Source organism: Pararhizobium polonicum, assembly GCF_001687365.1.
Taxonomy (GTDB): domain Bacteria; phylum Pseudomonadota; class Alphaproteobacteria; order Rhizobiales; family Rhizobiaceae; genus Pararhizobium; species Pararhizobium polonicum.
The window spans coordinates 21,853-34,698 of record NZ_LGLV01000017.1; the positions used below are offsets into that span (position 1 = coordinate 21,853).

Sequence of the window (12,846 nt, forward strand, 5' to 3'; positions counted from 1 at the left end):
TCTGCGCGGCCTCATTGGCGAAACAGTCCGGCTCGATTATCTACTATCCAGTCTCGATGATAGGCGCCTATCATCGAGACTGGATATGATGAACGCATCAAAACAGACAGCAGGGCAAACCAGCCGCGCTGGCGGCAGGAGTGAATGGCATGACCGACGTGACCAAGGATCAGGTTCTCGACAAGCTGCGCGGCGTTCGCGGACCGGATATGGACGGCAATATCGTCGATATGGGACTGGTCTCGGATGTCTTCATCTCCGATTCCAAGGTCTATTTCTCGATCACCGTTCCGGCCGAGCGGGCGCGCGAACTCGATCCCTTGCGTGCTGCTGCCGAGCGGGTGGTCAAGGACATCCCCGGCGTCAAGGGCGCCATGGTGGCACTGACGGCCGACAAAAAGGGAACGTCGTCTTCGGCACCGGTCCAGCGTCCGGCCGCTGCGCCGTCTCGCGCCGGTCATTCGCATGATCATTCTTCGCATGCGGGCCACAGCCATGCGCCGGCAGCCGCTGCACCGCGCACCCCAACGGCTTCGGCCAAAGCCGGCATCCCCGGCGTCGGCGCGATCATCGCGGTTGCGTCCGGCAAGGGTGGCGTCGGCAAGTCGACGACCTCGGTCAATCTTGCCCTGGCGCTGAAGGCCAACGGCCTGCGCGTCGGCATCCTCGATGCCGATATCTACGGCCCGTCGATGCCGCGCCTCCTGAAGATTTCCGGACGCCCGCAGCAGATCGAGGGCCGGATGATCCGGCCGATGGAAAACTACGGCATCAAGGTCATGTCGATGGGCTTCCTCGTCGATGAGGAAGTGGCGATGATCTGGCGCGGCCCGATGATCCAGTCGGCGCTCCTGCAGATGCTGCGCGAGGTTGCCTGGGGCGATCTTGACGTGCTTGTCGTCGATATGCCGCCGGGGACTGGCGATGCACAGCTGACCATGGCCCAGCAGGTGCCGCTGGCCGGCGCCGTCATCGTTTCGACGCCGCAGGATCTGGCGCTGATCGACGCGCGCAAGGGGCTGGCGATGTTCCGCAAGGTCGAGGTGCCGGTTCTCGGCATCATCGAAAACATGAGCTATTTCATCGCCCCCGATACCGGCGCCCGCTACGATATCTTCGGCCATGGCGGCGCCCGCAAGGAGGCCGAGCGCATCGGCGTCCCGTTCCTCGGCGAAGTGCCGCTGACCATCGGCATCCGCGAGACCTCCGATGCCGGAACACCGGTCGTCGTCTCCGAGCCCGACAGCGAGATGACCCGGGTCTACCGCGAGATCGCCGCGCGGGTCTGGGAACAGGTCGCCGCCCATCAGGGTGACAAGGCCCGGACCATGCCGAACATCGTGTTCGAGTAACGCTGCGGAGATGTGAAACGGCATGTGGTGCGCGCGGTCCGGTCTGCGGAAAGAGCGCGTTGCACATGCAGGCTGTTGACATTCTGTTGCGTCGCGTCGTTAAGTCTCTGGGCGACATTGTGGCACTCTGCCACTTTCTGCATTGATTTTGGGTGTGCCTTGCTCCATATGCCTCCCCGCATCCGTAAGGGTGCACAGCGGTGCTGCCCTCCGTCGGGCTCCGCATGACTGTGATGACCGTTTGAGGGTTTGTCGTAAACGACGAGAGTTTCCATATGGATCTGCCGCGCGCAGCTTTGATGTCATACGGCCGGTTCTGTCCGGTTCGCCATAACCTGGCTCTCACCTCCGCCTGTCGCCGCAGCGATGCGGGGATTGCCGGCACCTGCACCGTTGGTGCCCATGCAAGGGCTGCCGGATGATCACTGCTTATCGTGACAATGGCGAAGCCGTCGTGATCAGCGCGGCGACGCCGCCTGCATCCCTGCCGTCCGATGTCGTCTGGATCGACATGCTGCGTCCGGACAAGGCGGAGGACCTTCTGGTCGAAGGGTTCCTCGGCATCGACGTGCCGACACGCGACGACCTGAAGGATATCGAGCCTTCCAGCCGTCTCTATACCGCCAAGGATGCGGTGTTCATGACCGCGTCGCTCGTCTGCAAGGCCGAAAGCGGACAGCCGGAACTGACGGACGTCGCCTTCGTGCTGACCAAGGGCCTGCTGATCACCATCCGCTACGAGGAGCCGAAGGCCTTCGCCCTGTTCACGGCCGCGATGCACCGCATTCCCGGTGGCTGCACCACGGGAACGGTGCTGGTGACGCGGCTGTTCGAAACCATCGTCGACCGCACCGCGGAGATCCTCGAGATTGCCGTTGCCAGGATCGACGGCCTGTCGCTGCAGGTTTTCGGCGAACGCCCCGTCGGCAAGCGCCGGCCGCCGCACTATCTCGAAGCCAAGCTGATGGATGTGGCCTCGCATCACCGGCTGGTGGCAAAGACCCGCGACAGCCTCGCCTCGCTCTCCCGCGTTCTGACCTTTCTCTACACGGTCCCGACCGTGCAGGAAGACAAGGATGCCAAGGAACTCTGCCGGACGATTTCGCGGGATATCCAGTCGCTGTCGGAACATGCCTCGTTCATCTCGGGAAACATCACCTTCCTCCTGGATGCCTCTCTCGGTCTGATCAATGTCGAACAGAACGCCATTATCAAGATTTTCTCGATCGCCGCGGTGGTCTTTCTGCCGCCGACCCTGGTCGCCTCGCTCTACGGCATGAATTTCGATGTGATGCCCGAACTGAAATGGACCTTCGGTTATCCCATGGCCGTCGTCGGCATGGTGATTTCCGCGATCGTCCCTTACTATTTCTTTCGCTGGAAAGGCTGGCTTTGAAAGCCGGAAATGTTCAGATGTCCCATTCGGTAGCTACCCCCGGAACACGCGACAAGGAATTGCGCAAGTTTCTGCTTCTTGCGCTCGGCTCGGTCGGGGTCGTCTATGGCGATATCGGAACGAGCCCGCTTTATGCGTTCCGTGAGGCGCTGCGCCCGGTCGCCGTCGACGGCGTCACGCGCGCCGAAGTCATCGGCCTGATTTCGCTGATGATCTGGACGCTGACGATCATCGTCACCCTGAAATATGTGCTGTTCCTTCTGCGTGCCGACAACAACGGGGAGGGCGGCACGCTTTCCCTATTGGCGCTTTTGATGAAATATTCCGGCAAGCGCGCCAACCGGCTGTTCTTTCTTGGTATTGCAGGTGCTGCGCTCTTCATCGGCGACGCGATCATTGCGCCTGCGCTGTCGGTGCTTTCTGCCGTCGAAGGCCTGAAGCTCGTCACCCCGACGCTGTCCCCCTATGTGGTGCCGATCTCGGTGGTCATTCTGCTATTGCTTTTTGCCGTGCAATCGCGCGGCACGGCAGCGGTGTCGAAGTTCTTCGGACCGATCATGGCCTTGTGGTTCATCGTCCTTGCCGTTGCCGGCGTCAGCCACATTACCGATGACTACGGCATTCTGGCCGCGTTCAATCCCTATTATGCCGTCCATTTCCTGCTTCATGCCGGCTATGTCGGTATTGTCGTGCTTGGCGCGGTCTTCCTGACGGTCACCGGTGCCGAGGCGCTTTACGCCGACCTTGGCCATTTCGGCCGTAAACCCATTCAATGGGCTTGGATCGGTCTCGTGTTTCCGGCGCTGGCCTTGAACTATCTGGGGCAGGGCGCGCTGGTGCTGAAGCATCCGGAGGCAATGTCCGATCCATTCTACCTGATGTTCCCGGAATGGGCGTTGTTGCCCATCGTCATTCTGGCGACATGCGCGACGATCATCGCCGCCCAGGCGGTCATCACCGGTGCCTTCTCACTGACACGCCAGGCGATCCATCTCGGCTTCCTGCCGCGCATGGCGATCTTCCATACGTCGGAGACCCAGACCGGCCAGATCTACCTGCCCAACGTCAACATGCTCCTGATGTTCGGCGTCATGCTGCTGGTCTTCGTCTTCGGCTCGTCCGAATCGCTCGCCACCGCCTATGGCATCTCCGTCACCGGCGCGATGGTGGTCGATACGTTCCTCGCCTACGAGTTCGTGCGGGTACGCTGGCGGTGGCCCCTTTATCTGGCAATCGCGACGCTCTTGCCCTTGCTGGTGCTCGAAATGATCTTCTTCGGCGCCAATATGCTGAAGATCCACGATGGCGGTTACGTGCCGGTCCTGATTGCGGCTGCCATCATCGTCGTCATGTGGACGTGGAAGCGCGGCACCAAGATCCTGCACGACAAGACGCGGCATACGGATATTCCGCTCGCCTCCTTCGTCAAATCGATCGAGCGCAAGAGCGAACATGCACCGGTCTCGGTGCCAGGGACCGCCATCTTCCTGACCAGCGATCCGGAATCGACGCCGGCGGCGCTGCTGCACAACATCAAGCACAATCATGTGCTGCACGCGCAGAACTTCATCCTGACCATCCGCACCCTCAACACGCCGGTGGTGCCCAAGGACCAGCGTGTCAGCGCCAGCAGCCTGTCGGAACGCTTCAGCCTGCTGGAAATGCGCTTCGGCTACATGGAGACCCAGAATGTCTCGCAGGCGCTCGGCCTGTTCCGCAAGACCGGCCTGAAGTTCGACATCATGTCGACCTCGTTCTATCTCGGCCGGCGCAAGCTGGTTCCCGATGCGCAGTCGGGCATGCCGCACTGGCAGGACAGGCTGTTCATCGGCCTTGCCAACGCCGCGATCGACCCTTCCGATTATTTCCGCCTGCCGACCAACCGCGTCGTGGAACTGGGCTCGCACGTCATCATCTGATCGGCCGAAATGGCAAACAACGCCTCCTGCGCCACCCCGGCGGGGAGGCGTTTTTGCTTTTGCGCCGGATTGTCTGTTGAACAAAGCTCCCGTCTGATCCGTGGGATCGTGGCTGCGCGATCAACGCCGGAGCGCTCCCGTCAGGCAAGGCACGCGCAGGTTTCAACCGGTAGTTTTACCGCAATTGTCATGGTCATGAGGGCCTGGCGCTTTCGACTGTCCGCGCCCGTCATTGCGGACAGGATGTTTTCCCCCGAATAGCCAACGGATGAACCGGAGACGCTGATCGCAACCGACAGGACCTCTCCATGGTAACTTCGCTTCAAGCCGTCCGAACGCTCTCGTCCGAATATATTTTGAAGGCGCTGAAGGAAACGGACCAGCAATCGCAGTCCCAGGGCGGCGGTACCCGCAACGCGTTGCTGCAGCGGTACGGGATCGACACGTCGTCCTCGACATCCAACGCCCAAAGCACGCTCACGGCACTCCTCAATACCCTGTCTGCTCAGACAAAGACTTTGACGACGACCGACGAAGCCGCAGAAACGGCGGTCTCCACGGATATACAGACGGCCTCATTCATGACGGGCCTCAAGCAGAAGCTCGAAGACATGGCAGGCCTCGCCGCGACCAGCAAGCAGGCAACATCCATGCTGGCGGCACTTGAAGCCGGAACGCTCACGGTCACCGATCCCGCCAAGGGCATCACGATCAAGGCATGGGATGTCGATAGCGCCGCGGAAAAGGAAACCACCAGCAAGACCGGTGACACCGGCGAGACGACGGGGTGGAGCCAGTTCCTGAAATCGCATCTGACGCGCGGCGACAGCGGCGCCTATGCGAAGACGGCCGACGGCAGCTACATCGACGCATCGACAGGGGACAGCGCTTATTTCGGAACGATCGGCTCCGGATATGTGTATCTCTCATGGCCTCAAGCGAAAACCGACGCCTGACGGAGGACGTTGTGCTGTCATTGGCGCATGCCATCCCGATGGAGTTCGGCAAAAGACCGTGCCATTCCTGCCCGCAGCGTCATTTCGCGTTCCCCATTAAACGCCCATTAACCATGCGCACTTATGGTTAATGCAATGATACGAGGCGGTAAGGTCTCAACTCCACGCTGATGCCGGAAAGCGTCGGCGGCAGGGCTGAGGCTGCATTGCCGGAACATGTTGGAGCGGTTGACGCGCGATTACGCGCCACGGTCGCTTGTCCGATTCACTTTCGCGGGGAAAGGCGGTCCGGGTGTTTTTGCCGGATGGATACCCGCGTCTGCCAGTGCGTGGAGTACGGTTGGTGCGTAAGAGTAGACTGTCGTGTCTCAAGTCCGGTTTGTTGTCCGCGCGCTGGACTGTCCCGCTAATGCTCGGTATCGGCATCTTTGTCGGGTTTCCCTCGGTTTCCGCTCATTCCGACCTTGCAACCTTTCTGTCCGGCATCAATCGTGGCGGCGAGCGCTGGCGGATGCACATGACCCGCTCGCCGGCCGGCTCGCTGCACGAAGTCGAGATGGTTTTCAGCGATCCGGTTCTCACAGGTGCGATCGGTGACGGGGCAGGGGTCGATATGCCCGGCGGCGGCAAGGTGTCGCTCACGGCCGAACGGAAACAGCCCGATCCGCGCACCGACGAAGAGCGGGTGAACCGCCGGGACAAGAAAGGCCGCATCATCGCCGTCGTGCCGATGACGCCGCCCAAGGATTTTACCGCGGGTTCGATCCTGCAGCGCACCAGTTCGCTCACCGAACCGCTGTTCGATACGCAAGAGCGGATGGTTTTCGCCAGACCGAAAATCATCGGCAAGGAAATCCAGATCGCCACGGCCTTCTACAAGAAGAAGGCTCCGAAGGTCGATCCGGGCATGTCGCCGATGCTGGCAAGCCTGGTGACCAATCAATCGGCCGATGTGCTGGCGACGGCCTACGCGCCGGCCGAGCCCGATTATGCCCGCCAGTCGCCGTTCGATTCGATCCTGCGCGAGAACAAGACCGGCGGACGCTTCATTCCCGACATTTCGCCCGAAGACCACGCCTGGGCAGCAAACCCGCTGCCTCCGGGCGTGTTTTCCGAGGCCGAACAGAAATGCCTGACCTCCGGCATCTATTTCGAATCGCGCGGCGAATCCCTCAAAGGCCAGGCGGCGGTGGCCCAGGTTATCCTCAACCGCGTCCGCAATCCCGCCTATCCGAATACGATCTGCGGCGTGGTCTACCAGAACAAGGGCTGGTTCAATCGCTGCCAGTTCTCGTTTGCCTGCGACGGCATTCCCGATATCGTCTGGTCGCGGTCCGCCTGGCTGGATGCCAAGGAAATCGCGCTCGCGGTCACCGCCGGCAAGATCTGGTTTCCGGAAGTCGGTTCCGCGACGCATTATCACGCCACCTATGTGAAGCCCGACTGGGGTCCGACGATGAAGCGGGTATCGCAGATCGGCAAGCACATCTTCTACCGCACCTATGGCGGCGGATGGAGCTGAGATTGTCCGGGATTGGTGATGACCGGTTCTGCTCCGGTCATCCGCCATTCCGGCAAAGCCCGCGGTGATTCCCGGTGATTCCGGCGCAGCCTGCGGTAAAATCCCATAACGCAATGTTTTTATTGAATATTATTGTGACCTAACAAGGTCCTTTGGTGCCTTGACTATGCAGGCCCCTAAAACTATGTTGCGGCCGACTTCAGAACGGGCCGAACGGTGGCTTCAAATCCGGCCTTTGTGTGACCAAGCTCGTGGTTTATGACCGTGACAGGCAGCAAAAGGGGCGGCGCCACATGACGGATAACCGGAAAGAGGGTCTGGAAGATCGGCTGAAACGCCTCGGTTCCGAGCTGTCCGAAAGGCGCAAGGAAGATCCGAAGTATGCTGCGGACGAAGCGCGGGCAGCTGAAAATCGCAAGGGCTATCAGGTCGCCGTCAAGCTTTCGAGCGAATTTGTGGCGGCCATCATTGTCGGGGCGCTTCTGGGCTATCTTTTGGACCATTTTGCGGGTACAGGGCCGTGGGGGATGATCGTCCTTCTCCTTCTTGGTTTCTGTGCCGGTGTGCTGAACGTTCTGCGTTCGGCGGGCATGGTGGCAGCGCCTCATCCCGCGGATCGGCCGGGCAAGGGCAGCAGGAACAAGAGTGACGGCGCTTGAGAAGAGCGATTGTCGCAGGTTGAAATATCCGCCACTGGCGGTTCAGTAACGAGAGAGAGCGGCTGTGGCAGGCGATAAGGTAGATCCGGTACACCAGTTTGTGGTCAACAAGATCGTTCCGATCGAAATTGGCGGTATTGATTTCTCTTTCACCAATGCATCGCTGTTCATGGTCGCGACGCTCGCCGTGGCCACCGCGTTCCTCTACTTCACGACGTCGACGCGCAGCCTGGTTCCAGGCCGCATGCAGTCCGTCTCCGAGATTTCCTATGAATTCATCGCCTCGATGCTGCGCGAAGGCGCCGGCTCCCACGGCATGAAATTCTTCCCGATGGTGTTCTCGCTGTTCATGTTCATCCTGACAGCAAACATGCTCGGCATGGTTCCTTACTTTTTCACCGTAACCAGCCAGATTGTCGTCACGTTCGCGCTTGCGCTGTTCGTGATCGCCACGGTTCTGGTTTACGGTTTCTACAAGCACGGCCTTGGCTTCCTCAATGTGTTCGTGCCCTCTGGCGTACCCGGTATCCTTCTGCCTTTGGTTATTGCAATCGAAGTGATCTCCTTCCTGTCCCGTCCGATCAGCCTTTCCGTTCGTCTCTTCGCGAACATGCTGGCCGGTCACATCACGCTGAAAGTGTTCGCAGGCTTCGTCGCCTCGCTCGGAACCCTCGGCGCGCTGGGTATCGGTGGTGCGATCCTTCCGCTCATCATGACCGTGGCCCTCACGGGTCTCGAATTCCTCGTATCCTTCCTCCAGGCCTATGTCTTTGCGGTGCTGACTTGCATGTACCTCAACGACGCAGTCCATCCGGGTGGCCACTAAGGAATAAAGTCGTGGGGCTTTCCCGGGCGTGATCGGCAACGGTCTTGATCGCGGAAAGTGCCAAAGTTAGCCGCAACAACCATTTCGAAGGAGAAAATCATGGACGCGGAAGCAGCAAAGTACATCGGCGCAGGTCTCGCTTGCCTCGGTATGGCCGGCACGGCTCTTGGCCTCGGCAACATTTTCGGTAGCTACCTGTCGGGCGCCCTGCGCAACCCGTCGGCAGCTGACAGCCAGTTCGGCCGTCTCGTATTCGGCTTCGCCGTTACAGAAGCTCTGGGCATCTTCTCGCTGCTCGTAGCGCTGCTGCTCCTTTTCGCCGTCTAATACCGGCTTGAAGGCAGGGTCGCGGTTTCAAGCCGCGGCCCGCATCTTTTCTGCCAGAATACCTTTGAATGCACCTGGAGGTGAGCATGTTCGTGACTTCGGCCTATGCCCAGTCAACCACCACCGAAGGCGCAGAGACCCACGACGCCGCTGCCGGCGAGGTCCACACCGAAACCGGTGTAGCCCATGAAGGCGGACATGGCTCGGGAGTGTTCCCGCCCTTCGACACATCGACATTCGCATCGCAGCTTCTCTGGCTGGCGATTACTTTTGGTCTTTTCTACCTTCTGATGTCGAAGGTCGTCATGCCCCGCATCGCCGGTATTCTCGAAACACGCGGCGACACCATCGCACGCGATCTCGACGATGCCGCCCGTTCGAAGGCAGAGGCGGATGCAGCGATTGCTGCCTATGAACAGGAACTGGCCGCCGCCAAGGCCAAGGGCAACGCGATTGCATCCACCGCACGCGAAGCCGCAAAGGCAAAGGCAACTGCCGATCGCACCGCGGTCGAAGTCAGCCTGAACAACAAGATTTCCGCTGCCGAGGCCCGGATCGCCGATATCAAGACGAAGGCTTTGGCCGACGTTGGCGCGATCGCCGAGGAAACGGCAACCGTCGTCGTCGAGCAGTTGATCGGCGGCAAGGTATCGAAGGCCGAGATCGCATCCGCGGTCAAGGCATCGGCGAAGTAAGGAGAGCATCATGGACATGACCTCACTGGCCACATTCTGGGCCACAGTCGGCTTGGTGCTTTTCCTCGCGCTTACCGTTTATCTCAAGGTTCCGGGCATGCTGGCGAAGTCGCTCGACGAGCGCGCCGACCGCATCACCAACGAACTGGCCGAAGCCAAGCGCCTGCGCGCCGAAGCGCAGAGCCTGCTCGCCGAATACCAGAAGAAGCGCAAGGAAGCTGAAGCCGAGGCTGCCAACATTGTTGCCGCTGCCGAGCGCGAAGCCGAAATGCTGACTGTGGAAGCCAAGCAGAAGACCGACGAATTCGTCGCCCGCCGCACGGCCCTGTCGGAACAGAAGATCAAGCAGGCTGAAGCCGACGCGATCAATTCGGTTCGTGCCATTGCCGTCGATATCGCCATTGCCGCCGCCGAAAGCGTCATCACGGCGAAGTCGGATGCTGCCACGCAGGCAACCCTGTTTGCCAAGGCCATCAGCGACGTGAAGACCCGTCTCAACTGATTGCCGATCGCATGACGATTTAAAAAAGGCTGGCTCGCGCCGGCCTTTTTTGTGTCCGGAGTAACTGGCGTCGAAGTGCGCAAAATGCGAGAGCGGCCTTAGTCGCTTTTGCTCGCTGTCGGTGCGAATGTGTGGCAGGCTTCCTCGAATTCCTGCATCGTTTCCGGCGTGTTGTCGGAAGGTAGCACTGCGTCCGTGGCCACATCCGTTGCGTCATCGGTGGCCTGGTTGTCATAGACATAGGACTGGATGTAATAGGCGAGCCCGCCCTTCCAGACCTTGCGGCCGTCGATGTCCTTGCAGGCATAGGCCGATTGCAGATCGGATTGCAGCGCGTCCACTGTCGGAGCACTCGCCGAAGCGGCAGACGGATCGGCCGTCGCCGTGGCAGCCATCAGAATCAGACCAAAGATCACGTTTTGATCCTTTCAAGAGAATCGCGGGCACAGATCGTGTCTGATCATATAGCCCGTCAACTCTGCGGTTTGTTACCGGGGATACGTTTGCCCAAAGAAAAATCCATCGGATTTCCCGGGCCGAACGCCCTTATCTGAAATCTCTAATGCATGGGACGTGCTCTTGTTCCCGCGCAAGGCCTTACGTTTCCGTTTTGTCCTGCCGCAGCGGGCGAAAGCTCATGCGGTGCAGCGGGCAGGGACCGTGGCTGCCGATGGCATCGCGATGGCGCTTGGTGGCGTAGCCGGCATGCACGGCAAAGCCATAGGCGGGAAAAACCAGACCGGCGCGGGCCATCATCCGGTCGCGCGTCACCTTGGCGATGATCGAGGCCGCCGCGATCGACAGCGAGCGCGCATCGCCCTTGACGACCGCCTTGCCCTGGCAGGCAAGTCCGGGTGGTATGTCGCGGCCGTCGGCGAGCACCAGGGCCGGCGGTGACGACAGCCCGAAAACCGCGCGGCGCATGGCGTCAAGGCTCGCCTTGCGGATATCCGTCTTATCGATCGTTGCTGCGGAAGACGAAGCGATGGAGACGATGGATGACGAGAGGATGATGTCGAACAAGGCCTCGCGCCGGGTGATCGACAGCTGTTTGCTGTCGTTCAGCCCTTCCGGAATATTGTCGGGATCGAGGATGACGGCGGCGGCGACCACCGGTCCGGCCAGCGGCCCGCGGCCGGCTTCATCGGTTCCGGCGACCGGCCAGAGCCCGTCACGTTTTCCCGCCAGCTCGAAGCTGAAATCGGGGCCTTCGATGGCGTCGAAAAGAAAGGGGGAATCGGGCGGTGTGCGTCGTGACATGCGGCGAAACTCGCACACAAGCCCGATTCCCTGCAAGCCCTCCGGCAGTGAGGCGGCTGCCGGAGGATGACCGATTCTGCCTCGGGGCAAGAAACAGCATCGGTATTCCCATATTCCGGGCGAACCCGGACAAAAAGAGAGTGCCAGCTGCGGTTACAGCAGTGACAGCTGGACGCCGGTGCCAAGCGGCGGAACGAACAGGTCGCAGTTCAGCGGGCGTTTTCCCACATTCAGCCCGAGCCGCTTGGCTGCCAGCTCGAAACGCCGGCCGATCTGCCAGGCATAGGGGCCAGCGCCCTTCATGCGCTTGCCGAACTCGGCATCGTAATCCTTGCCGCCGCGCATCGAGCGCACCAGCGACATGACGTGGCGATAGCGGTCCGGATAGTTCCTGAGCAGCCAGTCGCGAAACAGCGGGCTCACCTCCAGCGGCAGGCGCAAAAGCACATAGCTGGCCTGCGTGGCGCCGGCCGTCCTGCCGGAATCCAGCACCCGCTCGATCTCGTGATCGTTGAGAGCCGGAATGACCGGCGACATCATCACCGTTGCCGGAATGCCGGCCTCAGACAGCGCCTTGATGGCCTCAAGCCGCTTGGAGGGCGTCGAGGCGCGCGGCTCCATCAGCCGGGCGAGCTTGCGATCGAGCGTCGTCACCGACAGGCCGACTTTCGCCAGCCCCTTTTCGGCCATCGGCGCCAGAATATCGATGTCGCGCATGACCATCGCCGATTTGGTGACGATCATCACCGGATGATCGGCGGCCTTCAGCACCTCGAGGATCTGGCGCATGATCCGCCATTCCTTCTCGATCGGCTGGTAGGGGTCCGTGTTGGTGCCGATCGCGATCGGACGCACCTTGTAGCCGGGCTTTGCCAGTTCGCGCTCCAGCAGCTTGGCAGCGTCCGGCTTGGCAAACAGCTTGGCTTCGAAATCCAGCCCCGGCGACAGGCCCATATAGGCATGGGTCGGCCGGGCAAAGCAGTAGATGCAGCCATGATCGCATCCCCGGTAGGGATTGACGGAACGATCGAAAGGAATGTCTGGTGAATCGTTGCGGCTGATGATCGAGCGGGGCTTTTCGACCTGCACCTCGGTCTTGAAAACCGGCAGTTCCTCCAGCGAGTTCCAGCCGTCATCTTCCAGTTCGCGCGATATGGGCTCGAAACGGCCCGACGTATTGATGGCCGCGCCGCGTCCGCGCCTCCGGTCGATCTCGATCCGCAGCCCGGTACCGGCGATCATCGCTTCGGCCATATCTGCCGTATTGGCAGGCGCAAAGGCACCCTGCCTGATCTGGGACAGCTCGTTCATGGGGTTCTCCGGGGGGGATTGTCGGCACAGATGCTCCGATATCCTCTGATTATTTTCCTATCGTGAAAAAGAGAACAATGCAAGAACAAAATGAAGGTACGAACCCGTCTGCGATGTTTCC

13 protein-coding genes are annotated in these 12,846 nt (G+C 60.7%); 10 read left to right on the forward strand and 3 right to left on the reverse strand.

The features are described from left to right. Nucleotides 1–149 precede the first annotated feature (149 nt). From apbC to ADU59_RS24115, 10 genes are all read left to right on the forward strand, one after another. The gene (gene apbC, locus ADU59_RS24070; RefSeq protein WP_068957377.1) at nt 150–1,352 is read left to right on the forward strand and encodes an iron-sulfur cluster carrier protein ApbC; all 1,203 of its coding nucleotides are present in this window, start codon (nt 150–152) and stop codon (nt 1,350–1,352) included. Between the two features lie 418 nt (nt 1,353–1,770). Continuing rightward, on the forward strand, nt 1,771–2,748 hold the full coding sequence (locus tag ADU59_RS24075) for a magnesium transporter CorA family protein (RefSeq protein WP_068957379.1): 978 nt from the start codon (nt 1,771–1,773) through the stop codon (nt 2,746–2,748). Nucleotides 2,749–2,765: 17 nt separating this feature from the next. Beyond that, nucleotides 2,766–4,667 (forward strand): potassium transporter Kup, encoded by a 1,902-nt coding sequence (locus tag ADU59_RS24080; RefSeq protein WP_068957647.1) that lies wholly within the window; start codon nt 2,766–2,768, stop codon nt 4,665–4,667. Nucleotides 4,668–4,975: 308 nt separating this feature from the next. Then, a complete protein-coding gene (locus ADU59_RS24085; RefSeq protein ID WP_068957381.1) occupies nt 4,976–5,623 on the forward strand; it encodes a hypothetical protein in 648 nt (215 codons plus the stop codon). Nucleotides 5,624–5,966: 343 nt separating this feature from the next. Beyond that, complete coding sequence (locus ADU59_RS24090) at nt 5,967–7,145, forward strand: cell wall hydrolase (protein WP_425332051.1); 1,179 nt, start codon at nt 5,967–5,969, stop codon at nt 7,143–7,145. Nucleotides 7,146–7,438: 293 nt separating this feature from the next. Next, nucleotides 7,439–7,804 (forward strand): AtpZ/AtpI family protein, encoded by a 366-nt coding sequence (locus ADU59_RS24095; RefSeq protein ID WP_068957383.1) that lies wholly within the window; start codon nt 7,439–7,441, stop codon nt 7,802–7,804. Between the two features lie 64 nt (nt 7,805–7,868). Beyond that, nucleotides 7,869–8,630 carry a F0F1 ATP synthase subunit A gene (locus ADU59_RS24100; protein WP_068957385.1) on the forward strand — a complete coding sequence of 254 codons (762 nt, stop codon included), beginning with the start codon at nt 7,869–7,871 and terminating at the stop codon, nt 8,628–8,630. A gap of 99 nt (nt 8,631–8,729) precedes the next feature. After that, nucleotides 8,730–8,957 (forward strand): F0F1 ATP synthase subunit C, encoded by a 228-nt coding sequence (locus tag ADU59_RS24105; RefSeq protein WP_037106138.1) that lies wholly within the window; start codon nt 8,730–8,732, stop codon nt 8,955–8,957. An 86-nt stretch (nt 8,958–9,043) separates the two neighbouring features. Next, a complete protein-coding gene (locus tag ADU59_RS24110) occupies nt 9,044–9,652 on the forward strand; it encodes a F0F1 ATP synthase subunit B (protein ID WP_068957387.1) in 609 nt (202 codons plus the stop codon). 10 nt (nt 9,653–9,662) lie between these two features. Further along, nucleotides 9,663–10,154, forward strand: coding sequence for a F0F1 ATP synthase subunit B (locus ADU59_RS24115; protein ID WP_068957389.1), 492 nt, complete (start codon nt 9,663–9,665; stop codon nt 10,152–10,154). 98 nt (nt 10,155–10,252) lie between these two features. Here the strand turns inward: ADU59_RS24115 and ADU59_RS24120 are convergent, their stop codons facing one another. From ADU59_RS24120 to ADU59_RS24130, 3 genes are all read right to left on the reverse strand, one after another. Further along, nucleotides 10,253–10,549, reverse strand: coding sequence for a hypothetical protein (locus ADU59_RS24120; RefSeq protein WP_099050929.1), 297 nt, complete (start codon nt 10,547–10,549; stop codon nt 10,253–10,255). A 202-nt stretch (nt 10,550–10,751) separates the two neighbouring features. Next, nucleotides 10,752–11,414: a ribonuclease HII gene (locus ADU59_RS24125; RefSeq protein WP_068957391.1), complete on the reverse strand. Its 663-nt coding sequence runs from the start codon at nt 11,412–11,414 to the stop codon at nt 10,752–10,754. Nucleotides 11,415–11,567: 153 nt separating this feature from the next. Continuing rightward, nucleotides 11,568–12,725: a PA0069 family radical SAM protein gene (locus tag ADU59_RS24130; RefSeq protein ID WP_068957393.1), complete on the reverse strand. Its 1,158-nt coding sequence runs from the start codon at nt 12,723–12,725 to the stop codon at nt 11,568–11,570. Between the last annotated feature and the right edge of the window lie 121 nt (nt 12,726–12,846).

Excerpts from the sequence above, each read along its gene's own strand:
- apbC (WP_068957377.1), top strand. The coding sequence starts at position 150 with ATGACCGACGTGACCAAGGATCAGGTTCTCGACAAGCTGCGCGGCGTT.
- ADU59_RS24075 (WP_068957379.1), top strand. The coding sequence starts at position 1,771 with ATGATCACTGCTTATCGTGACAATGGCGAAGCCGTCGTGATCAGCGCG.
- ADU59_RS24080 (WP_068957647.1), top strand. The coding sequence starts at position 2,766 with ATGTCCCATTCGGTAGCTACCCCCGGAACACGCGACAAGGAATTGCGC.
- ADU59_RS24085 (WP_068957381.1), top strand. The coding sequence starts at position 4,976 with ATGGTAACTTCGCTTCAAGCCGTCCGAACGCTCTCGTCCGAATATATT.
- ADU59_RS24095 (WP_068957383.1), top strand. The coding sequence starts at position 7,439 with ATGACGGATAACCGGAAAGAGGGTCTGGAAGATCGGCTGAAACGCCTC.
- ADU59_RS24105 (WP_037106138.1), top strand. The coding sequence starts at position 8,730 with ATGGACGCGGAAGCAGCAAAGTACATCGGCGCAGGTCTCGCTTGCCTC.
- ADU59_RS24110 (WP_068957387.1), top strand. The coding sequence starts at position 9,044 with ATGTTCGTGACTTCGGCCTATGCCCAGTCAACCACCACCGAAGGCGCA.
- ADU59_RS24115 (WP_068957389.1), top strand. The coding sequence starts at position 9,663 with ATGGACATGACCTCACTGGCCACATTCTGGGCCACAGTCGGCTTGGTG.
- ADU59_RS24120 (WP_099050929.1), bottom strand. The coding sequence starts at position 10,549 with ATGGCTGCCACGGCGACGGCCGATCCGTCTGCCGCTTCGGCGAGTGCT.
- ADU59_RS24125 (WP_068957391.1), bottom strand. The coding sequence starts at position 11,414 with ATGTCACGACGCACACCGCCCGATTCCCCCTTTCTTTTCGACGCCATC.
- ADU59_RS24130 (WP_068957393.1), bottom strand. The coding sequence starts at position 12,725 with ATGAACGAGCTGTCCCAGATCAGGCAGGGTGCCTTTGCGCCTGCCAAT.